Genomic DNA, 21,412 nt, shown 5'->3' on the forward strand with positions numbered 1-21,412 from the left:
ATTTTCTTATTGAAAAGGGAAGACCAGAAGATCTTCCCTCTAATTGTATGAAAAATTACCAGCCAGTATTTTGAATCATATCAGGCGTTTGAATAATCTGATTATCTGGAATTGGGAACAGATAATGTTTTGATTGAAACGGTTTTCCTGCGGCTTTCATTGCAGCTTCAGCCTGCTTTGTTCTTACCAGGTCAAACCAACGGTCATGCTCCATAGCTAATTCTAATCGGCGTTCTTTCCAGATCGCTTGTCTAATTGCTGCTTGCCCAGATGCAGTTGAATTTGGCAATTTTACTCTGGATCTAATTGCGTTCAGCGCTGTAAGTGCTTCAGCTGTATTTCCGAGTTCATTCGCAGCCTCTGCTTTAATTAGGTAAACTTCACCTAAACGTAGATATCTAAGGTTTTTATCTGTATCATTGGCTCCACCATTTGCAGATGAATAGGCTTTCTCATTGTACATTTCATTTTCTGTATTTCCAATTTCTCTGCCATCATACATGGTTTCATTTCTGAAAATAATGGTTGCATCTCTTCTGATAGCATCATTTTCTGCATTAAATGCATTCAATAGATTTTCCGAAGGGGTATTAAATCCCCAACCAATACCAGCGGCACCTCCACGAGGCCCTTGTGTTTGAGAATATTGCTGAATACCATGTGCAATAGAAGAACCCCTTGCTTGTACCTCAAAGATTGATTCAGATCCATTTTCACCTGCCAATCGCCATATTTTCTCATAATTTGGTTCAAGTGCATATTCACCTGAACTAATTACTGCCTGCGCCATATCATAGGCTTGTTGCCATTCACCTTGATAAAGATGAACTTTTGCCAATAAACCTTGTGCCGCACCTTTTGTAGCACGACCTAAATCTTTTGCAGCGTACTCGGATTTTTCAGGCAGATTATCAATCGCGTATTTAAGGTCAGCTTCAATGTAATCATATACTTCACTTGCCGGAACTCTTTTGATTAAATCTTGTTCTTGAATAGGGATGTCACCCCAACCTCTAACCAACCAAAAAATAATTGAGAGCTCTCAGAAATCTTGCTTCCGCTATATATCTGTTCTTTAAATTCTCATCAGTCAGACCATATTCTTCAGTGAATTGAATTGAATTCGTTGCACGACCGATTGATTTATACCATTGTTCCCACATGGAAGCAAAAGAACTTGCTGTAGAAGTAAAGGTTAAATTGTCAAGAATGTCCTTATCAGTTCCAGTATCGGTAGGTGAGGAACCTTTATCCGAATTGTCAGAAATGATTTCTGTGATTCCCATATAAGCAAATCCATAATTCCAGTCAGTGAACATTCCATATACCCCCATTCACCAAAAACCTCTGGTGAAAAATTCTGTTCACTATCTTCTGCTTCAATAATTTCTCTAGATGGAACATCTAAAAAATCTTTTGAACAACCAGTTATCATAAAACCAGCTGCCATAAGAAGTGCTATATTTATATTTTTAAATTTCATGTTATTTCGTAATTAAAGATTAAAACTGCACATTGATACCAAATAGGAAATTTCTTGTTGTTGGATAAGCCGAAAGCTCGATTCCCGAAGTCGCAGCTGGATTTCCATCACTTGCTATTTCAGGAGAAAACCCAGTGTATTTGGTGAACATAAATGGGTTTGAGCAGTAACATATAATCTCATATTGGATGTAGAGTTATACAGTTTTTTGAAAGTATAGCCCAATGTGATATTATTGATCCTGAAATAATTACCAGACTCTAGATAATAACTAGATGCATAAGAATCTCTGTCTGCACCTGGATTTGTATTAGATTTATTATCTGATGTCCATCGGTTGTTAAAGGTATCCTCGGTAATGTTTTCACCACCATTAATCCTAGTTCCTTTTAACGCATTATAGATTTTATTGCCCGCAACACCATAACCTGATAAAGAGAAGTCAATCGCTTTATAATTGATTCCAATATTCACACCATATGTAGACGTCGGCATATACGATCCAAAGAATACTTTATCTCTGTTGTCAATCACACCATCGCCATTTTGATCTTTATATTTTAAATGACCTGGTCTTGGTGAGCCATATTTTACTCCTGATTCAATTTCTGCTGTATTTTGCCATACACCATCAGCTTCCCACATCCACCATCCATAGATTGGCTGTCCAGCTTTTATTTGCTTTGTAATTTGTCCATTTGATAAACTACCACCGATAGCTCCATCATAGGCTGGTTTCACATCAGTCAACTCATTGTGGTTATAGGCATAATTAACACCAATATTGTAGTTGAAATCCTCAGAAATTGAATTTTTCCAACTTAACACAGCCTCAAAACCATTGTTTCTAACCTTTCCGCCATGGTCATAAAAGTTATTGGCAAAAGCAGAGTTTAGGATAGGCTGTACATTCATTAATACATTGGTATTTAATTTATTGTAATAATCGAATGAACCTGATAATTTTCTGTCAAACATCTCAAAGTCTAATCCGACACCTGTTTCGTGAGTTTTTTCCCAAGTTAGGGGTAATGCTGGGCTACCAAAAGCTGCACCTAATACTAGGTCTTGCCCAGGTCCAAATACATAATTGTAGTTTGAACTTCCATCAGCAGTCAATAATTGGGAAACATTTAATGGGATGTCTTGATTTCCTAAAATACCCCAATTGGCTCTTAATTTCAAGAAGTTCAAAACAGTGTTATTTTTCAAGAAATCTTCATTAGAGATTGTCCAACCAGCACCAAATGACGGGAATATATCGAAATAATCGCCAGTCGCTTTGAACACACTTGAACCATCTCTACGAACAGTTGCTGTTAAATAGTATGTACTGTTATAGTTGTATTGAACTCTTCCAAAAACAGAAGAAAGAGCGGTTGGCGTGTTATAAGTTTGATTTAAAACTTTGTTATAATCAGCCGAAGCCATGTTTAGATTCCAATATTGTTCTTGTACAGGTACATCATAGCCTGTTCCTGAAATATTATTTGAAATATTGAATTTTTCCATGGAGAAACCAGCCACAGCATTGATTTGATGACCATTAAAATTTTTGTCAAAAGTCAAGAATGTTTCCCATTGCCATCTAAAGTTTTCCGATTTGCTGTAATTCAAACTATTGTTGGCATAAGAAACAGCGTCTGGGTTGTCGGTTTTTAATTTTTGGAATTCTTGTTCAGTACGTAGAGGGTTTCCATTCAACCACGCATCTTTGATATCTGAAAATGTTCTACCGTTTGTAAAAATCTTCGTTGCACCAACTCTAGAATTAATTTTTAAGTAATCCAAAATTTGGTATTCACCTTCCATACCTCCCTGTATTCGAGTTGAATTTTGCAATTCGTTTGCTCTATGAATAGCATAAACTGGGTTTCCAATAGAATTCAAGTTTCCTGAAGCTTCATTTGGGCCGGTTTGATAACCTGCAATACCAGTGGTAGTGTTGTAAATTGAAGTTCCATATCTTCCATTATCGAACATTACCGGTGCCAAAGCGTTTGGCGGTATGCATCATTAAAAGAACTAAACGGTTTTGGAGTTGATTTATTAAAGGATAAGTTTAAGGTTTGTGTAAACTTCAATTTGTTATCCAAAAATTTATAGGTATTGTTATTTCTAATTGTATTTCTTACGAATTTAGAACCATCTATGATACCATTTTCGGTAAAATTATTCGCGCTTAAGAAATAATCAACTACTTCGGACCCACCTGAAATATTAATGGTATTGTTGTACACAGTTCCATTTTGCAATATTTCATCAAACCAATTGGTATTATAATTTTGTTGAGCTTTTAATTGAGTTCCTCTTCCAATACCCGCTATATTTTCGTTGTAATATTGAATATATTGAGAAGCATCAGCCATATTAACCTTGTTCAGCATTTTTTTCATTCCTGCATTATGCTTCATAACTGATTTTTACGGATCCGGCTTTACCTTTTTTTGGTAGTAACCATAATTACCCCATTTGCGGCACGGATACCATAAATAGATGCTGAAGAAGCATCTTTTAATACGTCAATGGATTCAATATCAGAAGGATTAATACTATTAAGGTTATCCATTGGGAAACCATCTACGATATACAATGGATTTCTACCTCCTAGAGCAGTTCCAAGACCACGAATATTTACTTGTGGTGTAGAGCCGGGGGCTTCAGAAGCAGTAATGTTTAATCCAGCTACTTTACCTTGGATAGACTGCATCGCAGACATAGCTGGTTGTTTCACAATTTCAGCCGCTTTCACACTACCAATTGCTCCGGTAAGATCGACTTTCTTCGCAGTACCATACCCGACCACAACTACTTCTTCAAGTGCTAAGTTTTCATCGTCTAAGAAAATATTGATTTGAGCTTTCTCACCAACGACGACAGATTGGGATACATATCCTACAAAAGAGAATACGAGCGAATCAGTAGGAGCAGCCTCTAGGCTAAAACGGCCTGCCTCATCCGTTTGTGTTCCTGCTGATTGACCGCTGATCGTAACGGAAACGCCAGGCAATGCCATCATGCTCTGACTATCCTTTACCGTACCAGTGACGGTCTTGTTTTGTCCATAAAGCCAGGTCAAGCTTAGTAGGAAAACAAAGGTCAGTGTAAATAACTTCCTCATATAACAAATGGTTTAATTGAGTAAAAATGTTTAGTTAAGTAAAAAAAAGTGTTTATTCACTTAACAAATATGTGATGTATTGGTTTGGAATCGAAATTTTTCATATCTACATTACTACTACATGAAAATTTTACTTGCTCAATGTGATATTAAGTAAATATTAAAGTATTGAATAATAAATCATTAAAAAATTTATATTCCTTACAACTTCAAATACTAAGTGTATGATTTACACATATTATATTTCGATGGATTGATGTAGTTTTGTAGTAGTAAGAAGTAAAAAAATATATGAATTTTTTGAATTTACTATCAGTAAGAAGGAGGATTTTTAGCAAAAAACAACACAAAAAGCTTAAAATTTTTAGCAATGTAAGTAACCGGTCAAGTTATAGGATTGACCATATCTTCACACATTAAAAAATATAAGCCTATACTTCGAGGAGAAATTCTGTTAGATTTTTTGTTGTAGGTAGGTTCAATTTTTTTCTTAACCTATACCTTCTGATTTCTACACCACGAGTGCTGATATTTAATAAGGAGGCTATTTCTTTACTAGACATATTTAACCTTAAATAAGCACAAAGTTTTAAATCATTAGGGACAAGTTCAGGATATTCAGCCTTTAGTTTTTTAAAGAAGTTCTCATGAGCTTCATTAAAACTCTTTTCAAACAGATCCCAATCTCTGTCATCATTATGAGCTTCATCTATAAGCTTACTTACTTTTCGGATTTGATCATTACTTAATTTATTCCCATTTGAATCATTAAGGTTAGTTAGCTCATGGTGTAAATTATTGAGCATTTCATTTTTGTAGACGATATTCATTGCAGCATTTGCCAATTCTCTATTTTTACTTTCAAGTTCTTGCTCCAATTGAATGTTTTTTCAAGGATATAAGTTTCTTTTCAGTGGCAGCCGCTTCTCTGGCCATACGTTCTTCTTGTTCTTCTAAAAGCTTTTTCTTTAATTTTCTTTGGTGAGCCATTAATCTGTTTTCATACCATTTCTTGCCGAAGTAAACAATCAAAAATATGAGTATGATATAGCATATTATGGCTGGCCAACTCAAATACCAAGGCGGCAGAATTTTGAAATTGACAGAAGTAATTTCAGATTGAGTTCCATTTGGTGTTATTGATCTAACTTGGAACACATATTTTCCGAATGGCAGGTTTGTGAAGTCTTTAAAAGCTAATTCTTCCCAATTAGACCAATTTTCTGAGTATCCATCTAAATAGAACTGATATTTTAATGGGGCAGAAGAATACCATGGCGAAGCAAAAGAAAACCGGATATTGTTTTTATTGTTGGGTATTTCAAGGTTTTCATAAAGTGAAATCGGTTCATCCGTTGTATTCCAAATACTTGTAATAATTGGTTTTGGCAAATTTTGTTGAACTGGATATTGGTTAAAATAGAGTGCAAAACCATTGTCAAGACCAATAAGAGATAATCTTTCATCAACGTTCAAGACCTGTTCATAATCATTCATCATCCTACCTTTTAATGAATTCCATGAACTGGAATCGATTTTAAGTTTTCCATCAGAAAGGAACTGTATTTTAGCAATATGTGATTTTTTAATAAACCAATATGCATTTGCATTTATTGGAATTACCTTGTTTGCATTTTTAAAAGTTGATAATTGCACATTCAGCTCCTCATATGGCTTAAATACTTTTAAGATATTATCGAACAAATAAAAACCTGAATCACTTGCAAAGACTACATTGTTTGACAAATTATAGATACCATGCAACTTTGTATCTTTTGGCAACCCGTTATTTTCAATTTTGAACTCCGTAGCATTTAGGTAATCTTGGCTAAGTTTAAAACTAAAAATGTTCTGATTGTTGCTCAGCCAAAAATCCCGAGGTCCAATTTGCATGATATTTCGAATTGGATCTTTTTTAAAGGAAAATTGCTTCAAGGATGTTATACCGTTACCGGCTTGCATTAGACCTATACCTGTATAATTCGCTTGCAACCAATAATTGGAATTTAATATGGGAGAGAAATTCCAAGCGCCAGTGACTGATGAAATTTTCCTCAATCCCGAACCTTCAACAATAAAAGTTCCATTGTTGTGTCCACACACCAGCTGTCCTGAAATATTTTCCAGTTTCCAAACTTGACCTTCTGAGTTGGGAACAATTTGAAACTCAATGATTTATATTTGTTAACTCCTTGCCAGTCACTGACAAACAATCCTTGATTGGTACCTAGATAGATTTTCTCATTAAAAATAATTGAGCTGTAAACAGTTCCGATGTTTCCTGTTAAATCAGAATAATAATACAAGGGACTATTAATATCTATTCGATCAATTCCATTGTCAAGACCCACCCATAAATTCGATTGTTTATCTGTAGCTAAACTCAGGACGGTATTATTCTGTAGGCCATTGTTTTTGTTAATATGCTGAACTATTTCTCCGTTTTGATTCAGGATAATAATTCCATTTTGTATCGTTCCAAAAGCGTACTGATTTCCGAAAAGTTTGATCCCATTGTTTATTTGGTATTTTTTCAATAAATCCTGAGCTTCATTAGGCCATGGTTCAATACTACCATCGAATCTCATTTTAAAGATTCCGTTTTTATCAGTTCCGATCAAAACTTCAGTGGGAGGTGAAAGAAAGCATAGTTAAGATATTAACACCCATTATTTTATGCTTTTCTTTTATTTGAACTAGACCATTCTGTTTGAATTCGTGCAGTCCTGAAGGGATTTGTTCGAAAAAGATTTTCCCATTTACATTGAATCCGAAAAGAAATGGCTCGCCATCAGCTGTAACAGTTTGGGATTTGGTTATTGTGGTATAGGTTAGCTCTTGGAAAATGTATGAAAATATACTTTTTGACCATCAAGTATAATTCTCCCAGATCTCATCGTTTTTTAATGCTTGTTTATCTTTGACAAGGCCGGTCAGACTGGTGTAGGTCATCTTACCATAGTCTGACCTAGTCCAATAACCAAATTCCCCAGCTCCACCAACGAAGATTCTGCCACTTGGATCTATATTTACGCTTCTTAAGCCAGCATTGTTTTTCATCCTATGCAGTTGCCATTCCTGGCCATCATAAGATAACAACCCTTCGGTATTGGCCGAATAAATAATTCCGGCATCACTTACGGCGAGTCCCCAGTTTTGGTTCCCAGCTTTATATTTCAGTTTTATTATATTGCTCAACAAATGGAGTTCCTACGCGTGGAATGCTCTGCCCAAAGGAATAGTTCCAGCGAACAGTGATAGTAATATCAATAATAAAAGATATGTATTGTTTGATCATCCGACATCAAATATAATAAAAGGTTGTTAGGAACATTAAATAGTGATTGGCTACATTGAAGAAAATCATTTAATTTGTATATGCTCAAGTTCGCAAACGCAAAAATTAATATAGGATTGCATATTCGCAAGAAAAGACCTGATGGCTATCATGATTTGGAGACCATTTTTTATCCTGTCAAGATTTATGATGTGGTTGAGATTCTGCCTCATTCTAAACTTGAATTGCATATTTTGGAATTCAGACCTGCCTGCGGACACAGATAACCTCTGTTTAAAAGCGTTCAGATTACTTGAAAAAGACTTTGATATTAATCCTGTTAAGATCCATCTCCTTAAAAACATTCCTATTGGTGCTGGCTTAGGTGGCGGTTCTTCGGATGCTAGCAGTACGCTCGAACTTTTGAACGATTATTTCGTACTCAAAATAGAGAAGGATAGGTTAAAGAAATATGCTGCCCAATTAGGTGCAGATTGTCCGTTCTTCATAGACAATAAAGCAATGTACGCTGAAGGTATTGGGACTGAACTGAGTGAGATTAGTCTAGACTTAAGTGCATATAAAAATTGTCGTAATCAAACCCGATATTCATATTTCCACTGCTGAAGCTTATAGTAATGTGAGTCCTATGATTCCTGAAGTAGACCTGGAGAAAAGCAATAGAATTACCGATTCAAGAATGGAAATTTCATATCAAAAATGACTTTGAAATTTCCTTATTTGAGAAATATCCACTTATTGGAGATATTAAAGCAAAGCTTTATGAATATGGAGCTATCTATGCTTCTATGAGCGGGTCAGGATCTTCCGTATTCGGGATTTTTAACGATCTGGAAGGATTGGAAGAACTGAATAAATACGGGAAAGTATATTTTCCTGCAGAACTTTAGATATTCGGCCCTTCGGCTCGGTGGCTGCGTTGGTTGAGCGCAGTCAAAACCAGGAGTCGAAGCCCAGGGACCGAGGCCGAAGCCCAGGGACCGGTATGTCTAGTCTGTGATTGTTCGGGCCCTTCGGCTACGCTCAGGGACCGAACATCCCGGTGGCTGCGTTGGTTGAGCGGAGTCGAAAACCAGGAGCCGCCCTTCGACTCGGTGGCTGAGCGGAGTCGAAGCCCAAGAGTCGAAGCCCAGGAAATTATTAAACAAAATTTAACAACCCTCAAAAGCAATTCTAATATTGTATAATTAAATTTATTAATCATAAATTATATGATTAATAATGGGCTATATGTACATTTTACGTTGTTCTAATGGAAGCTATTATACTGGAAGTACGGTGAATTTAGAAATCAGAATATTACAGCATAATCATGGAGAAGGATCGAATTATACTAAAAAGCATTTACCTGTGGAATTAGTTTACTTTGAATTATTCCAAAGAATTGAAGATGCTTTCCACAGAGAAAAACAGTACAGGGATGGAGTAGAAAAAAGAAAGAATTGCTTATTAGTGGATTTTACGATGATTTAATAAAAGTTTCTGAATGTAAAAATCTTTCACATTTTAAGTATTATTTGCCTAAAGAAGTATGAAAAAATAATTGACCCTTCGGCTCGGTGGCTGCGTTGGTTTAGCGTAGTCGCCCTTCGACTCCGCTCAGGGACCCCGGCTGAAGTCCAGGGACCAGATCGGTTTGTCTAGTCTGTGATTGTTCGGGCCCTTCGGCTACGCTCAGGGACCGAACATCCAAGGCCCGATACTTCGTCAAATCGCTTTTTTCTCTCCCAATATCCAACTTGGTTTCGGGTCTTGAAGTTTTATGATCTTATTGGTGTCGGCATATTTAAGGATATGTGCCAGCTGCTTCTTGGATATCATCGGTAAAGAGCAATAGATCCTGGTCTTCAGGGCTGATCGTCTTTTCAATGATCATCCTGTCGACATGTTCTTTAATGTTTTGATGGAAATCCATACCCATTACGACGATTGGGAATTGGGATATTTTTTTTGTCTGGATCAAGGTTAATGTTTCGAAAAATTCATCCAAAGTTCCGAAACCGCCTGGCATAATAACAAATGCAAAGGAATATTTTTCGCAGCAATTCTTTACGGACAAAGAAATAATCGATGTTTACAAATTTGTCCATGTAAGGATTATGCTTTTGTTCATGTGGGAGGACGATATTACATCCGACTGAAGCTCCATTAACATCTTTTGCACCTCTATTTGCTGCTTCCATTATTCCAGGACCGCCGCCGGTCATGATGGTAAATCCTTGTTCGGCTAGTTTAGCAGAGATCTCTCGGGCTTGAATATAATATGGATGGTCTTCACCGAATCGAGCAGAACCAAATACCGTAACGCATGGGCCAACAAAATGCAAAGTTCTAAAGCCTTTCATAAACTGAAAGACTACACCAAATGCATATTTTAGTTCATTCCAGCGTCCGCGGGCACCTTTAAGGAAGTTAATTTCTTCACGTACAAATTTATTACTCATGTTCTAAAGGACTGTTAATTAATTCATTTGCCTCTTTTAATATAAGTGATTGTTTATCTTTAGGGATCTGTATTCTATCCATAACCTGTGGAGTTTTTACTAGATCCTTGACCAATATAATCTGGCTTTTTAGTAACATCGCCTTATCTTGTTCTGTAATATTAGTTAAGCAGGTCACTGGGTATTCTGCATTGCTGTCAACTCTAGTTTTTAAGCAACTACCTTTAGGATAATCCCATGATAGAAGATTTACTTTATAATAATTGCCAAATGATATAGAGTCAGTAGTTAAGTAAGCATTTGTGACGAGCCATCCATCCGTAAATTCACGGTTTCTGATTAAAGAAATTATAGGATATTCCTGTTATATCTTCTTTTCTAGATTTGAAATACATTGGAGTCGTAACCGAAATTTTGGCATCTGCATCATTTCTGAATTTGCATTCAACTGCGAGCATTTCGTTTCCTTTGACCGCAACTACATCAATTTCATGACTTACTGCATGTCCCTGGACAGTCTGGCCAGTTATTGCTTCATATCCATCTTCTTGAAACAATCTTGCAATCCATTTTTCAAAATAAAACCCTTCAGGACCAAGTTCTCGGATTGCTTTCTTTAGACTATATCTAGCTGCGTAGGAGTTTTTTTTACCCCTTAGGGCATTAAATGCCATTTCATAAAGTTCTTTGGTAGATATCCCATCATATACTGAAGTTTTAATGGATTCATATACCATATTAACCTCATTTTCAGTTGCACCAGATCTAGTAAGGGAGCGTCGAAGAGCTGTTTTCATCAAACGGCACGAGCTCACCAGAATATTTTTTTACGCGCATAGACTTATTTTAAATACAGAAAGTTTGAATTTACGAATTATACGGGGCTTAACACAAAATTTATACCTAAGTAGAAACATTTTAATATTTCAATCGTTATATTGTAAAGGAATAAATTTCGAAAATTATGAGCGGTATTTTAAATTTTGCAATCGACAAAGTAAAGACAAAGCTAGATGAGTCCTGTGAATTAGGAAATGTTGGGACCTCGGAGCGTATTTTATCAGTTATAGCTGGTGGTTTTATATTAGGTATGGGAGCTAGAAAGCTATTCAAAAATCCCATTACGGCATTTTCGGGTATCACATTGGGTGGAGCATTAATTTTTAGAGGAGTAACTGGAAGCTGCCCAGTAAAGGAAGCTATTGAAGGCAAACAGCCTGAAGCAACAGTTATTGAACATAGATATTTTGTGAAGTAACATTCACAGTAACAACCTAAAATCGGTTTCATTGATGAATGAAGCCGATTTTTTTTTTAAAATTACATATGAAAAAAGTAGTTGTATTTACAGGAGCAGGAATTTCGGTAGAGAGCGGTCTTCCGACTTTCCGTGGTTCAGATGGTCTTTGGGAAGGGCATAGAGTTGAAGATGTTGCCACTCCTGAAGCTTGGCTGAAAGATCCAGAATTGGTCCAAGCGTTCTATAATAAGAGAAGGGCGGATTGTCTTTCAGCGCGCCCAAATCATGCTCATCTGAAACTCGCAGAACTCGAAAAAGATTATGACATCCATATCATCACACAAAATATAGATGATCTGCACGAGCGGGCAGGAAGTTCAAAGGTACTGCACTTACATGGTCAGATTACTAAATCCCAATCATCAATTAATCCATCACTTGTTTACGATATTAAAGGAGCAGAAATAAAAAGAGGAGAACAATGTGAATTAGGATCGCAATTGCGTCCACACGTTGTTTGGTTTGGTGAAGCAGTCCCGAATATGGAGCAGGCATATAAGTTGGCGACAGAAGCAGAGGTGTTTGTGACTATTGGAACATCATTGCAAGTTTACCCTGCTGCAAACTTAATTTATGAAACAAAACCAAACTGCAAATTGATTCTTATAGACCCTAATGCAGAAAATTATAATGTACCCCCAGTAGTCCATAAAATATCAGAAAAAGCAAGTGTAGGAGTGGATTATTTGGCAGAATTATTAGCCAAATAAAATTTTATATAAAATATTTATAATTGAAAATCAGTTATTTATAAATATTATTTAAAATAATAATTTAATTTAATAAAAACTTCAACATAAAAAAAACCTGAATTGCAAATATAATTTTGCATTCAGGCTTTTTATTATATAAACATCTAATTATCAAGTGTAAATATGATTTACATGTACTAATTATTGATATTTATTATAAGTTTCAATAATTGCACTTCTCATTTGTGCGAAAAGGTCCAGAACTCTTTTCATAAAGTCATCATCCAGCAATTCAAATATTCCATTCACACCACCAACCACATCAGCTTCCGCTAACTTATACGATTGTTCTAAACTTCCTTGTTCAAATTTTATTATAAATTTCTGGTTCATTCCGAAGATTGTGATTTTACAATCTGGATGGGTAACTCAGCTAATACACGCATGATTAAATATTTTTTTTGGCAAGATACATCAAAGTTTAGATTGAACAAAAGGCACTAAAGGTTTTAGCAGAGTCAAAATTTCTTTACTGTAAATTTGATATTAATTGTTATATAATAATTAATTAAATTAATAAAATGATTGTGATTATTTATTCTGATTTATTATTTTAGGGGATATATCTAACCAACAAAAAACTTGCTATGAAAAAAGACATCAGACTTTATATGTTTCAAACTGGCATTTTGAAATGTAAAGAGAACAACATCAAAATGAACGCATCCTTAGACCCTTACGAGATTCCTGTTCCATGGTATTTAATTACTCACCCCAAAGGAAATATCATAATAGATGGAGGCAATTCTGTACATTGTGCTCAAAACCCTTTGGAACATTGGGGTGGAATAACACAAGTTTATTGGCCTGTTATGGATGAATCGGAAGGATGTGTTGAAGTCATTAAAAATTTAGGAATAGATATATCTTCCATAAAATTCGTTCTGCAATCTCATCTTCATTTAGATCACACGGGAGCTATTGGAAACTTTCCGAATGCAACACATGTTGTGCAAAGAAAGGAATATGAATATGCATTTACTCCAGATTGGTTTGCTGCAGGTGGATATATCCGTAAGGATTTCGACAAACCCAACTTAAAATGGCAATTCCTAGAGTTGAATTATAATGATGAGTTTGATGTTTACGGGGACGGAGTTATTAAAATCATTCCAACACCTGGACATTCTCCGGGTCACTGTAGCTTTTTAATCACGCTGCCCAATTCAGGCTCCATTCTTTTAACAGTTGATGCTGCCTACACAACAGACCATTGGGAGGAAAAGGCTTTGCCTGGTTTTTTAGCTTCAACTGTTGACACTGTAAGATCAGTAAAGAAACTCCATGAATATGCAGATAAATATGATGCATTGGTAGTCACAGGTCATGATCCTATTAAGTGGGGTGAGTTCAAAAAAGGTCCGGAAGAATATTATAACTAATTTATACTTATGAAAATCAAAGCAGCGGTTCTCCATCAATCAGGAGGGCATTCACGTCCTTATACTGAATCGAGACCATTAACTATAGAGAAGGTTGAGGTTGAAAAACCTGGGAAGGAAGAAGTTCTAATAAAGATAAAGGCTGCAGGTCTCTGTCATTCAGATCTTTCGGTGATAGACGGTAATCGTCCTCGCCTAATGCCTATGGTGCTTGGCCACGAAGCGTCAGGAATAATTACTGAATTAGGTGAGGATGTTAAAGATTTTGAGGTAGGTGACCATGTTGTTTTTGCGTTTCTGCCATCCTGTGGACGTTGTGAATATTGTATGTCTGGGAGGGCGGCATTATGCAATCCAGGGGCAAAAAGCTAATAACGAAGGAGTTTTGCTCAATGGTGATAAGAAAATCAAAAACAATAAAGGAGAGATCTACCACCATCACTTGGGCGTATCAGGTTTGCTGAATATGCAGTTGCATCAGTCTATTCCTTAGTAAAGATTGACAAATCAGTTCCATTCGAAATAGCGGCTCTTTTTGGCTGTGCTGTGATGACGGGTGTTGGTGCAGTGGTTCATACTGCGGGAGTGCAACCCGGTGAATCTGTTTTGGTCGTTGGGCTTGGTGGGGTTGGTTTATCAGCTATATTAGGTGCAATTGCAGGTGGAGCGTCCAAAATAATCGCCGCAGACATAAGCGATGCTAAGCTAAAGGTAGCAAAAGAGTTATGGTGCGACTCATTCTTTAGATTCTAGCTCAGAAAGCGCATTAGAAGACCTCAAGCAAGAAATGACGCTAGGAGGGGTGGATAAATCAGTGGAGTTTGCAGGGGCGATGCCAGCTTTAGATTTTGCTTTCAATGCTACAAAGAAAGGTGGAGTAACGGTCACCGGTGCATTACCGCATCCTGATGCACGCTTAAGTTTGAATCCCTTAACCTTAGTAGGGGCAGGAAAAAACATTGAAGGGTTGTTATTTAGGAAGCTGTGTTCCGACGATTGACATTCCGAGATTTATTGAACTTTATAAAATGGGGACGTTTGCCAGTTGATAAATTAATAACTCACACCTTGAAACTAGAAGATATCAATTTGGGCTTTGAGCGTTTAGCAAATGGCGACGCGATCCGCCAAATAATTTTGTTCGATTAAGATTGGCAAGCAACTATATGATTTTTTATGTAGCTAAATGAATTGTCATTAATTAAAAAAGTTCTGACCCTTTCGGGGCAGAACTTTAAAAATATAAAATTATTACTATTCTAAACTACTCCTTGGGCTTTCATTGCTTCTGCAACTTTAATAAAGCCACCAATATTTGCACCTTTTAAATAATTGACATATCCATTAGGTTCTTTTCCAAACCTGACACAGGTTTTATGGATATTCTCCATGATCAGTTTCAATCTATGGTCTACTTTTTCATGTGACCATTGTTGTCCGATTGCATTTTGAGACATTTCTAAGCCTGATACTGCTACACCACCAGCATTTGCTGCCTTCCCAGGCCCGAAATGCAATTTTGCTTGATGAAAGATTTTGATAGCAGCTGCTGTAGAAGGCATATTTGCACCTTCCGCAACAATTGTACAACCATTTTTCACCAATTTTTTAGCATCAGATTCATTGATTTCATTTTGGGTAGCACACGGTAGAGCAATATCACATTTAAATTGCCAAGGATTCTCTTTAGCATGATAAGTTGCGAATTATATTTTTTCGCATACTTAGCCAAATCTCTTCCTAATGTTCCAATATATGTTAATTTTTCTAATGTAAAGCCATCCTTATCATAAATTGTTCCTTGACTATTTGAAAGAGTTATAACTTTAGCTCCCAATTGTATTGCTTTTTCCGCAGCATAGAATGCCACATTTCCAGCACCCGAAATACTTATTGTTTTACCTTCTATAGATTCGTTGTTATAATCCAGCACACATTGCACAAAGTATAACAATCCATATCCTGTAGCTTCTGGTCTAATATAAGAACCACCCCATTGGGTACCTTTACCAGTCAATACACCTGAGAAATTGTTCTGTAGTCTTTTATATTGGCCGAATAAGTATCCGATTTCTCTGGTTCCCACACCAATGTCTCCTGCAGGGACATCCGTTTCAGAACCAATATGTCTTTGCAATTCTGTCATAAAACTTTGGCAGAAACGCATAATTTCATTATCTGATTTTCCCTTAGGATCAAAGTCAGAGCCTCCTTTACCACCACCAATTGGCAAACCGGTCAGGCTATTTTTGAAGACTTGTTCGAATGCCAAAAATTTTAAGATACTCAAATTGACATCTGGAGCAAACCGTAGACCACCTTTATATGGACCAATTGCAGAATTCATTTGCACTCTATATCCTCTATTTACTTGAATCTGATTTTTGTCATCTAACCAAGCAACACGAAATGAAACTACACGTTCAGGTTCCACCATACGCTCCAAGATTCTCAGATCAATAAAATCAGCTCTGTTTTCAATAATATAAGGGATTAAATCCTCCACAACCTCCGTAACCGCTTGTAGAAACTCAGGCTCGTTAGGATTGCGCTGATCTACTAGCTTAATGAAATTCTTAAAATTAAGGGACATTTATTGATAAATATTTATTTGATTTATCGCAATATTAAACAAAAATATGCTAAAAATGCCAATATTTTAGCTTTTTAATCACAAGATTTTTATTGTTAATTTTAAATTATGAAAGAAGTTAACAGATTTGATTCACATCTATTGGTAAGTGGAATTAACAGGTTAAAACTGCTTAGTTTTCCCAGTCCACTTCTCTATTTACAAGGATTGAGCAACGAATTGGAAACACCAATTTATATAAAAAGAGATGATCTTACAGAGTTAGGTTGTGGCGGTAATAAGTTGAGGAAATTAGAATATCTTTTGGCGGACGCCAAACAGTACGAAGCCAATCGCATTATCACAATAGGAGCCAGGCAATCAAATCACGCACGCTTAACTGCTGTTACCGCAAAGATGATGGGATTTGATGTAGATTTGGTCCTAAAGAATTCGGTACCGCTCGATACTGAGAGTTACCAACTGAATGGAAACTTAGTTTTAGATAATATCGTGGATGCAAACATTCACGAAATAGCAAAATGATGGATCAGCAACCAACTTCATCAATAACCTAACGAAACATTATGAAACAGTTGGAGACAAGGTATACTTTATCCCTGTTGGGGGTTCCAATACCATTGGAGGTTTAGGATATGCAAGAGCTGTTTACGAAATTGAGGATCAATCCAAGGATCTAGATGTTGATTTTAAGCATATCACTTTGGCAAGTGGGTCTGGAGGTACTCATGCAGGTTTAATTGCTGGGTATGAGATTTTAGGTAAAAAAACATTCATTCAAGCTTATAATGTCCAGCCAGATAGAGAGGTTATATTGGATGAAACCAAAAATATCACTGAAGGAATTTTAAACTTGTTTGATTTATCAATGCAATCTCAGGGAATTGAATATAGATTGAGCAATGATTATGTGGGAGAGGGTTACGGAATTCCAAATGAGCAAACACTACAGACTATTAAACATTTAGCAAAAACCGAAGGTGTATTTCTGGATCCTGTGTATACTGGAAAGGCTTTTACAGGAATGGTTGAAGATATCAAGAAAGGTCGGTTTCCGAAAGGAGAGCCGATTCTTTTCATCCATACCGGGGGGATTCCGGGCATATTTGGCTACCAGAATTGGTTTTAAATCCCTATATTTAGCATTCTCAACCACAGATTTTTTAATTTCAACCTATGCATCGTAAAGATTTCATTAAATCAATGGGTATCCTTGGAGCAACAATTGTTGGATCTAATGCCATAGCAAATACATTATCATTAACTTCTAATCCTTTGAAAATAAAGAAAGGTTTGGGTTATTACATGATCAAGGAAGATCTGTCCGTTCTTGATAAATTCAAACTGGTAAAAGACCTTGGTTTTGACGGAATTGAATTCAATACTCCGTTAGATATTCCCATTAAAGAACTTTTAGATGCTCGAGACAAAACAGGTATAGAAATACCAAGTACTGTTAACAAGGATCATTGGGGCAAACCTTTATCTGATCCTGATCCTGCTATTAGGAAATATACGATAGAATCTGTAGCAAAATCATTGGAAGAAACGAAAGAGCTTGGTGGAGACACAGTTTTAGTAGTACCTGGTGTAGTTAGTGATTCCGTATCCTATAAAACAGCCTATGATAATGCACTGGATTCCATTAGAAAGTTGATTCCTTATGCTGAAAAGACCGGCATTCAAATCGGGATTGAAAACGTTTGGAATAATTTGATACTAAGTCCTATTGAAGCGAAGGATTTTCTAGACAAAATAAACCATCCATTAGTTGGGTGGTATTTTGACTTAGGTAATATTTTGAGGTATGGATGGCCAGAGCATTGGCTTGAAGTATTGGGTAATAAAGTGTTCAAGCTTCATGTTAAAGACTTCAGTAAAAAAGTGATGAATGAGCAGGGGATGGGTAAGGGTTTTTCTGTGGAATTGACGGAGGGAGATGTGAATTGGGCTAAGGTAATGCAGACAATAAAATCCATCAATTATCAAGGTGAATATATGACCCTTGAAGTTGGTTCTGGGGACCGCACTTTTCTTAAAAAGGTTTCAGAACAATTAGATAAAATTATAAAATCATAATTTTCTATAGGATTGTAATTACTATTGCTTCATTTGCCCAGCTGGCATGTTGATAGAAACTTTGGATTTTAACAAAATATTCCTGTAGATATTCGAATGATCTTTGATCTTCCCAAATATCTGGATAGACATCTTGTTCTATCATTAGGCCAGCATTAAATCTAAATTTCAAATCTTCAACATTTAGAATTTTGATTTTATTGTTGATGGATTTCACTTCCTCTGGGAGTAGATACCTTGGAGCACCATAACCAAGATTCAGAGATTCATCAAAAGAAGCGGTGCCTAATATTGTTGATGCTAATACATTTTGTCCAACATTGTTATGGGATTTTCCAGTCAGAAGAAAAATAATACCATCCCATGATTTATCTATATCCAACTGAGGTATTTCGGACACTTCATTAGAATAAAAATCTTCCTTCAACAAGTTACTGTTTTCGAGTAGGATTCTAATTTTCCCATTGGAATCCTACGCAAAGTACAATACATTCCCATATCATTAAATTTATCCTAAAGATAAAGAAAATTGCCTAGAATCAGAGTTTGATCAAACCTCTAAATCCACGGGCAGCATAATAGGATTCAGCTCCATTATGGTAAAAAACACCCTATTGTATCTTAAGTCTCCGAATACTGCACCACCGAGTTTCCTAACTTCTGGGGATGTTTTTAACCAGCTTGATGTTTTATTGTCAAATTTACCTAATGCTTGTAATGCACTATATTCTTCTTCAGACAACAACTCTATTCCCATCTTATGAGCCATATTCATTGCTGAATCTTTTGGTTTATGTTCTTTTCTGGATTCCAGGGCAGCTTGATCATAACATAGGCTACGTCGGCCTTTTGGACTTTCCGCTGAGCAATCTACATAAATAATTTCCTCATTGTCAAAAAGAGAAACAACATCAGGTTCACCTTCTGTTTCTTCCATTTCATTGATGGACCATAATTTTCTTTTGAAGACATTAATCGTTTCTCCACATTATCCCATATAATACTTGGGTGACGGTGCATATTTTTTTTCAAATCTCTTTTTTAAAATAGTAATCAATTCTTCGATTCGTTGAGGTTCTAAGGTTTTCATGGTATTTTTTTCTTTATAGGATGATATAACTTCTTCACCCAAAAGTAACAGTAATTTAGAAAAGATATCAATGAATCAAATATTTTCCTTTTACACTTTCGTTATACTCTTGTTCCTTTCTCGTTCTACTCTCGTTCGTCTCTTGATCGGACTTCCTTCGGACCTCGTTCGGAGCTTCTTCGGAATACACCCGAACAAGGTCCGAACAAGGTCCGAACGAAAGAAGACTGAGAGTGGAAGGAGAGTGGAAGGAGAGTGGAACAAGACTATAAAAAGCATATAAAAAATGATAGGGTAGTGATTGTTTTCAAAATCAGCTTATATTTCCTTATTCATAAAGTAATTTTTTCATTACTCAATCGGTTGCATACTTTCAAGAAATAAAACTGCCCAATTATTTAATGATGATATGTTTACTTCTCTCAAAAATAGATGTAATTTAGAAAAGAAATCAATGAATGAATCAATTATTATTTTATGAAAAAAGGCCTATTGACTATTGCCGGTGCTATTTTGTTAACGAGTTCAGTATTTTCACAAAGTGCTGATGACCTTCATGCTGTTTATTCAGACCTAACAGTTTTTAGTGATGGATTGGCAAGTAGCTTGAAGAATGGGGTTGGTAAAAAACAGATTAATCTGATCAAAAATGAAGAAATCAAAGCTTTAGCCTTTGATTTATTACGTGGCGAAAAAGTAAATGATTATAAATATTCTACTTACCGTGCGCTTTTATCGCCAAAGACCTTGGGTCAAGAATTGAGTATTGGAGATGGATATAGCAAATACGAGAATATTACTGGTGTATATCTTCCGATAGGACAACATATAGTTATTGCAGATGGTATTGAAGAAGACAAAGACATTCATTTAGTAATTCCCAATTGGATGCGTAAAGCTCCGAATCCGGATGACCCTACAAAGGACCCAAAAGGCTGGGGAATTGAAAAGAAGGAATTCAAACTTCGTAATGGGGTAAATATAATAGACTTGAAAGAATTTGGCAGTTTGGCCTATGTAAACTATTTTTCCGATAGTCCTGAAAATGAAAAGCCAGTTACGATTCATTTTCCTTTCCGGCCAAGTAAACGGTTATTTTGATATTGATAAGCATTCTGATCAAGATTGGAATTCGTTTATTGATAAAGCTGTATTCCCAATATTGGATGCTAAAGGAAAACATATCCAGATAGCCTATCCAGTAGAGTCTTTAAAGAAATATGCGTATGGCAGAGGCAAAGAATTGATCAGCAATTATGACTCTTTGGTTTATAGGCAACATCGATTAATGGGATTGGTGAAGTATAATAAAGTTCCTAAAAACAGGATTCTAGCAAGAGTGAATTACAACTATTATATGTTCAGGGATCGAGATGGGGTTGCCTACATGGGAGATAAAAAAGGTTATGCCATGAAAATGGTAGCAGATCCAAGTTCTGTTATCAAAGGGGATCCATGTTGGGGATTTAGCCATGAGGTTGGTCATGTGCATCAAACCAGCCCGATGCTGAGTTGGGGCGGTTTAGGTGAGGTTAGCAATAATATTTATTCATTATATGTGATGAGGTCCTTTGGTAATGAGTCGAGGATTTTAGATCAAGATAATTTTAAATTAGCAAGAACAAATATCATTGACAAGAAAATATCCTACCTTCAAGATCCTGATGTTTTTCAATAGACTTGTGCCGTTCTGGCAGTTACAGCTTTACTTTGAAGGTATAGGAGAGAATCCGGATTTTTATCCAGATTTATTTGAAGATTGAGAAATCAAAATTCTAACAATAGACCATCGAGGCAGAAAATAAGAGAGAAATGGGGAAGGGAAGGAGTAGTAAATAGAGCGGAATCCGGCAGTACATCAATTGAACTT

General features: G+C 36.1%; 31 protein-coding genes and 1 pseudogene. 14 read left to right on the forward strand and 18 right to left on the reverse strand.

Annotated elements, in window-relative coordinates:
* Positions 1 to 55 precede the first annotated feature (55 nt).
* The 9 genes from FGL31_RS12365 to FGL31_RS12390 all read right to left on the reverse strand — a co-directional run bounded on the left by FGL31_RS12365 (position 56) and on the right by FGL31_RS12390 (position 7,802).
* Positions 56 to 1,021, reverse strand: coding sequence for a RagB/SusD family nutrient uptake outer membrane protein (locus FGL31_RS12365; RefSeq protein WP_197734221.1), 966 nt, complete (start codon positions 1,019 to 1,021; stop codon positions 56 to 58).
* Positions 1,014 to 1,334: a RagB/SusD family nutrient uptake outer membrane protein gene (locus tag FGL31_RS23545; RefSeq protein ID WP_197734222.1), complete on the reverse strand. Its 321-nt coding sequence runs from the start codon at positions 1,332 to 1,334 to the stop codon at positions 1,014 to 1,016. Before FGL31_RS23545 ends, FGL31_RS12365 begins: the two co-directional genes overlap by 8 nt.
* A gap of 263 nt (positions 1,335 to 1,597) precedes the next feature.
* A complete protein-coding gene (locus tag FGL31_RS23550) occupies positions 1,598 to 3,478 on the reverse strand; it encodes a SusC/RagA family TonB-linked outer membrane protein (protein WP_232046696.1) in 1,881 nt (626 codons plus the stop codon).
* A complete protein-coding gene (locus tag FGL31_RS23555; RefSeq protein ID WP_197734224.1) occupies positions 3,466 to 3,897 on the reverse strand; it encodes a hypothetical protein in 432 nt (143 codons plus the stop codon). Before FGL31_RS23555 ends, FGL31_RS23550 begins: the two co-directional genes overlap by 13 nt.
* Before the next feature lie 23 nt (positions 3,898 to 3,920).
* Positions 3,921 to 4,604: a TonB-dependent receptor plug domain-containing protein gene (locus FGL31_RS23560; protein ID WP_197734225.1), complete on the reverse strand. Its 684-nt coding sequence runs from the start codon at positions 4,602 to 4,604 to the stop codon at positions 3,921 to 3,923.
* A 431-nt stretch (positions 4,605 to 5,035) separates the two neighbouring features.
* Entirely contained in the window at positions 5,036 to 5,482 is a 447-nt protein-coding gene (locus tag FGL31_RS12375) for a helix-turn-helix transcriptional regulator (protein WP_138091863.1), read from the reverse strand.
* Complete coding sequence (locus FGL31_RS12380) at positions 5,466 to 6,596, reverse strand: triple tyrosine motif-containing protein (protein WP_138091866.1); 1,131 nt, start codon at positions 6,594 to 6,596, stop codon at positions 5,466 to 5,468. Before FGL31_RS12380 ends, FGL31_RS12375 begins: the two co-directional genes overlap by 17 nt.
* Positions 6,597 to 6,658: 62 nt before the next feature.
* Positions 6,659 to 7,192: a two-component regulator propeller domain-containing protein gene (locus tag FGL31_RS12385; protein ID WP_138091869.1), complete on the reverse strand. Its 534-nt coding sequence runs from the start codon at positions 7,190 to 7,192 to the stop codon at positions 6,659 to 6,661.
* 283 nt (positions 7,193 to 7,475) lie between these two features.
* Positions 7,476 to 7,802 (reverse strand): hypothetical protein, encoded by a 327-nt coding sequence (locus FGL31_RS12390; protein ID WP_138091871.1) that lies wholly within the window; start codon positions 7,800 to 7,802, stop codon positions 7,476 to 7,478.
* A gap of 319 nt (positions 7,803 to 8,121) precedes the next feature.
* Between FGL31_RS12390 and FGL31_RS25595 the strand changes: the two genes are divergently transcribed.
* The 3 genes from FGL31_RS25595 (at position 8,122) to FGL31_RS12400 (ending at position 9,375) form a co-directional block, all read left to right on the forward strand.
* Positions 8,122 to 8,508, forward strand: a complete 387-nt coding sequence (locus tag FGL31_RS25595) for a 4-(cytidine 5'-diphospho)-2-C-methyl-D-erythritol kinase (RefSeq protein ID WP_232046697.1) — start codon at positions 8,122 to 8,124, stop codon at positions 8,506 to 8,508.
* 104 nt (positions 8,509 to 8,612) lie between these two features.
* On the forward strand, positions 8,613 to 8,792 hold the full coding sequence (locus tag FGL31_RS25600; protein ID WP_262709243.1) for a hypothetical protein: 180 nt from the start codon (positions 8,613 to 8,615) through the stop codon (positions 8,790 to 8,792).
* Positions 8,793 to 9,132: 340 nt separating this feature from the next.
* The gene (locus FGL31_RS12400) at positions 9,133 to 9,375 is read left to right on the forward strand and encodes a GIY-YIG nuclease family protein (protein WP_197734226.1); all 243 of its coding nucleotides are present in this window, start codon (positions 9,133 to 9,135) and stop codon (positions 9,373 to 9,375) included.
* A 313-nt stretch (positions 9,376 to 9,688) separates the two neighbouring features.
* Here FGL31_RS12400 and FGL31_RS25605 read toward each other — a convergent pair whose 3' ends face one another.
* The 4 genes from FGL31_RS25605 to FGL31_RS25615 all read right to left on the reverse strand — a co-directional run bounded on the left by FGL31_RS25605 (position 9,689) and on the right by FGL31_RS25615 (position 11,161).
* A complete protein-coding gene (locus FGL31_RS25605) occupies positions 9,689 to 9,913 on the reverse strand; it encodes an LOG family protein (RefSeq protein ID WP_232046698.1) in 225 nt (74 codons plus the stop codon).
* Positions 9,885 to 10,346, reverse strand: a complete 462-nt coding sequence (locus FGL31_RS25610; RefSeq protein WP_232046699.1) for an LOG family protein — start codon at positions 10,344 to 10,346, stop codon at positions 9,885 to 9,887. The genes FGL31_RS25605 and FGL31_RS25610 overlap by 29 nt, the downstream gene beginning before the upstream one ends.
* Positions 10,339 to 10,485, reverse strand: a complete 147-nt coding sequence (locus FGL31_RS30525; RefSeq protein WP_512745625.1) for a hypothetical protein — start codon at positions 10,483 to 10,485, stop codon at positions 10,339 to 10,341. The genes FGL31_RS25610 and FGL31_RS30525 overlap by 8 nt, the downstream gene beginning before the upstream one ends.
* A 187-nt stretch (positions 10,486 to 10,672) precedes the next feature.
* Complete coding sequence (locus tag FGL31_RS25615) at positions 10,673 to 11,161, reverse strand: restriction endonuclease (protein WP_232046700.1); 489 nt, start codon at positions 11,159 to 11,161, stop codon at positions 10,673 to 10,675.
* A 149-nt stretch (positions 11,162 to 11,310) separates the two neighbouring features.
* Between FGL31_RS25615 and FGL31_RS12415 the strand changes: the two genes are divergently transcribed.
* The gene (locus FGL31_RS12415) at positions 11,311 to 11,604 is read left to right on the forward strand and encodes a YgaP family membrane protein (RefSeq protein ID WP_099371066.1); all 294 of its coding nucleotides are present in this window, start codon (positions 11,311 to 11,313) and stop codon (positions 11,602 to 11,604) included.
* Positions 11,605 to 11,672: 68 nt separating this feature from the next.
* Positions 11,673 to 12,356 (forward strand): SIR2 family NAD-dependent protein deacylase, encoded by a 684-nt coding sequence (locus FGL31_RS12420; RefSeq protein WP_138091874.1) that lies wholly within the window; start codon positions 11,673 to 11,675, stop codon positions 12,354 to 12,356.
* 183 nt (positions 12,357 to 12,539) lie between these two features.
* On the opposite strand, the gene FGL31_RS12425 is transcribed toward FGL31_RS12420, so the two are convergent.
* Positions 12,540 to 12,731, reverse strand: a complete 192-nt coding sequence (locus FGL31_RS12425) for a hypothetical protein (RefSeq protein ID WP_171017663.1) — start codon at positions 12,729 to 12,731, stop codon at positions 12,540 to 12,542.
* Positions 12,732 to 12,985: 254 nt separating this feature from the next.
* Between FGL31_RS12425 and attM the strand changes: the two genes are divergently transcribed.
* From attM to FGL31_RS23575, 4 genes and pseudogenes are all read left to right on the forward strand, one after another.
* Positions 12,986 to 13,780: an AttM family quorum-quenching N-acyl homoserine lactonase gene (gene attM, locus FGL31_RS12430; protein WP_197734227.1), complete on the forward strand. Its 795-nt coding sequence runs from the start codon at positions 12,986 to 12,988 to the stop codon at positions 13,778 to 13,780.
* Positions 13,781 to 13,789: 9 nt separating this feature from the next.
* Positions 13,790 to 14,152: an alcohol dehydrogenase catalytic domain-containing protein gene (locus FGL31_RS23565; protein WP_197734228.1), complete on the forward strand. Its 363-nt coding sequence runs from the start codon at positions 13,790 to 13,792 to the stop codon at positions 14,150 to 14,152.
* Between the two features lie 177 nt (positions 14,153 to 14,329).
* A complete protein-coding gene (locus FGL31_RS23570; RefSeq protein ID WP_232046701.1) occupies positions 14,330 to 14,533 on the forward strand; it encodes a hypothetical protein in 204 nt (67 codons plus the stop codon).
* 25 nt (positions 14,534 to 14,558) lie between these two features.
* Positions 14,559 to 14,780: pseudogene (locus FGL31_RS23575) on the forward strand (hypothetical protein); the annotation flags it as partial.
* Positions 14,781 to 15,039: 259 nt separating this feature from the next.
* Here FGL31_RS23575 and FGL31_RS30370 read toward each other — a convergent pair.
* Both FGL31_RS30370 and FGL31_RS12440 read right to left on the reverse strand, forming a co-directional pair.
* Positions 15,040 to 15,438 (reverse strand): dehydrogenase family protein, encoded by a 399-nt coding sequence (locus tag FGL31_RS30370; protein ID WP_446677082.1) that lies wholly within the window; start codon positions 15,436 to 15,438, stop codon positions 15,040 to 15,042.
* Positions 15,378 to 16,373: a Glu/Leu/Phe/Val dehydrogenase dimerization domain-containing protein gene (locus FGL31_RS12440; RefSeq protein ID WP_446677071.1), complete on the reverse strand. Its 996-nt coding sequence runs from the start codon at positions 16,371 to 16,373 to the stop codon at positions 15,378 to 15,380. Before FGL31_RS12440 ends, FGL31_RS30370 begins: the two co-directional genes overlap by 61 nt.
* A 108-nt stretch (positions 16,374 to 16,481) precedes the next feature.
* On the opposite strand from FGL31_RS12440, the gene FGL31_RS27990 reads away from it, so the two are divergent.
* Genes FGL31_RS27990 through FGL31_RS12455 form a run of 3 tightly spaced genes read left to right on the forward strand, consistent with a single transcriptional unit; the run spans position 16,482 to position 18,452 of the window.
* The gene (locus FGL31_RS27990; RefSeq protein ID WP_138091877.1) at positions 16,482 to 16,898 is read left to right on the forward strand and encodes a pyridoxal-phosphate dependent enzyme; all 417 of its coding nucleotides are present in this window, start codon (positions 16,482 to 16,484) and stop codon (positions 16,896 to 16,898) included.
* A 19-nt stretch (positions 16,899 to 16,917) separates the two neighbouring features.
* On the forward strand, positions 16,918 to 17,502 hold the full coding sequence (locus tag FGL31_RS27995) for a pyridoxal-phosphate dependent enzyme (RefSeq protein WP_138091880.1): 585 nt from the start codon (positions 16,918 to 16,920) through the stop codon (positions 17,500 to 17,502).
* Positions 17,503 to 17,549: 47 nt separating this feature from the next.
* Positions 17,550 to 18,452, forward strand: coding sequence for a sugar phosphate isomerase/epimerase family protein (locus FGL31_RS12455; protein WP_138091883.1), 903 nt, complete (start codon positions 17,550 to 17,552; stop codon positions 18,450 to 18,452).
* A 4-nt stretch (positions 18,453 to 18,456) separates the two neighbouring features.
* Here FGL31_RS12455 and FGL31_RS12460 read toward each other — a convergent pair whose 3' ends face one another.
* A complete protein-coding gene (locus FGL31_RS12460; protein ID WP_171017664.1) occupies positions 18,457 to 18,879 on the reverse strand; it encodes a YfbM family protein in 423 nt (140 codons plus the stop codon).
* A gap of 123 nt (positions 18,880 to 19,002) precedes the next feature.
* Positions 19,003 to 19,389, reverse strand: a complete 387-nt coding sequence (locus tag FGL31_RS28965; RefSeq protein ID WP_394366145.1) for a DUF4256 domain-containing protein — start codon at positions 19,387 to 19,389, stop codon at positions 19,003 to 19,005.
* Positions 19,390 to 20,019: 630 nt separating this feature from the next.
* Here FGL31_RS28965 and FGL31_RS25625 point away from each other — a divergent pair.
* Both FGL31_RS25625 and FGL31_RS25630 read left to right on the forward strand, forming a co-directional pair.
* A complete protein-coding gene (locus FGL31_RS25625; protein WP_232046702.1) occupies positions 20,020 to 20,643 on the forward strand; it encodes a M60 family peptidase N-terminal accessory domain-containing protein in 624 nt (207 codons plus the stop codon).
* Positions 20,588 to 21,220, forward strand: coding sequence for a M60 family metallopeptidase (locus FGL31_RS25630; RefSeq protein WP_232046703.1), 633 nt, complete (start codon positions 20,588 to 20,590; stop codon positions 21,218 to 21,220). The genes FGL31_RS25625 and FGL31_RS25630 overlap by 56 nt, the downstream gene beginning before the upstream one ends.
* Positions 21,221 to 21,412 lie beyond the last annotated feature (192 nt).

The sequence above is a fragment of the Sphingobacterium daejeonense genome, assembly GCF_901472535.1.
Classification (GTDB): domain Bacteria; phylum Bacteroidota; class Bacteroidia; order Sphingobacteriales; family Sphingobacteriaceae; genus Sphingobacterium; species Sphingobacterium daejeonense.

Bases quoted from the DNA above. Each gene is read 5' to 3' on its own strand.
- FGL31_RS12415 (WP_099371066.1), top strand. From the start codon at position 11,311: ATGAGCGGTATTTTAAATTTTGCAATCGACAAAGTAAAGACAAAGCTA.
- FGL31_RS23560 (WP_197734225.1), bottom strand. From the start codon at position 4,604: ATGAGGAAGTTATTTACACTGACCTTTGTTTTCCTACTAAGCTTGACC.
- FGL31_RS23545 (WP_197734222.1), bottom strand. From the start codon at position 1,334: ATGGGGGTATATGGAATGTTCACTGACTGGAATTATGGATTTGCTTAT.
- FGL31_RS12440 (WP_446677071.1), bottom strand. From the start codon at position 16,373: ATGTCCCTTAATTTTAAGAATTTCATTAAGCTAGTAGATCAGCGCAAT.
- FGL31_RS23565 (WP_197734228.1), top strand. From the start codon at position 13,790: ATGAAAATCAAAGCAGCGGTTCTCCATCAATCAGGAGGGCATTCACGT.
- FGL31_RS30525 (WP_512745625.1), bottom strand. From the start codon at position 10,485: ATGTTACTAAAAAGCCAGATTATATTGGTCAAGGATCTAGTAAAAACT.
- FGL31_RS25605 (WP_232046698.1), bottom strand. From the start codon at position 9,913: ATGCCAGGCGGTTTCGGAACTTTGGATGAATTTTTCGAAACATTAACC.
- FGL31_RS12425 (WP_171017663.1), bottom strand. From the start codon at position 12,731: ATGAACCAGAAATTTATAATAAAATTTGAACAAGGAAGTTTAGAACAA.
- FGL31_RS27990 (WP_138091877.1), top strand. From the start codon at position 16,482: ATGAAAGAAGTTAACAGATTTGATTCACATCTATTGGTAAGTGGAATT.
- attM (WP_197734227.1), top strand. From the start codon at position 12,986: ATGAAAAAAGACATCAGACTTTATATGTTTCAAACTGGCATTTTGAAA.
- FGL31_RS12420 (WP_138091874.1), top strand. From the start codon at position 11,673: ATGAAAAAAGTAGTTGTATTTACAGGAGCAGGAATTTCGGTAGAGAGC.
- FGL31_RS25630 (WP_232046703.1), top strand. From the start codon at position 20,588: ATGAAAAGCCAGTTACGATTCATTTTCCTTTCCGGCCAAGTAAACGGT.
- FGL31_RS12400 (WP_197734226.1), top strand. From the start codon at position 9,133: ATGTACATTTTACGTTGTTCTAATGGAAGCTATTATACTGGAAGTACG.
- FGL31_RS12455 (WP_138091883.1), top strand. From the start codon at position 17,550: ATGCATCGTAAAGATTTCATTAAATCAATGGGTATCCTTGGAGCAACA.
- FGL31_RS12385 (WP_138091869.1), bottom strand. From the start codon at position 7,192: ATGAGATTCGATGGTAGTATTGAACCATGGCCTAATGAAGCTCAGGAT.
- FGL31_RS25610 (WP_232046699.1), bottom strand. From the start codon at position 10,346: ATGAGTAATAAATTTGTACGTGAAGAAATTAACTTCCTTAAAGGTGCC.
- FGL31_RS25625 (WP_232046702.1), top strand. From the start codon at position 20,020: ATGAAAAAAGGCCTATTGACTATTGCCGGTGCTATTTTGTTAACGAGT.
- FGL31_RS23555 (WP_197734224.1), bottom strand. From the start codon at position 3,897: ATGAAGCATAATGCAGGAATGAAAAAAATGCTGAACAAGGTTAATATG.
- FGL31_RS23570 (WP_232046701.1), top strand. From the start codon at position 14,330: ATGACGGGTGTTGGTGCAGTGGTTCATACTGCGGGAGTGCAACCCGGT.
- FGL31_RS28965 (WP_394366145.1), bottom strand. From the start codon at position 19,389: ATGGAAGAAACAGAAGGTGAACCTGATGTTGTTTCTCTTTTTGACAAT.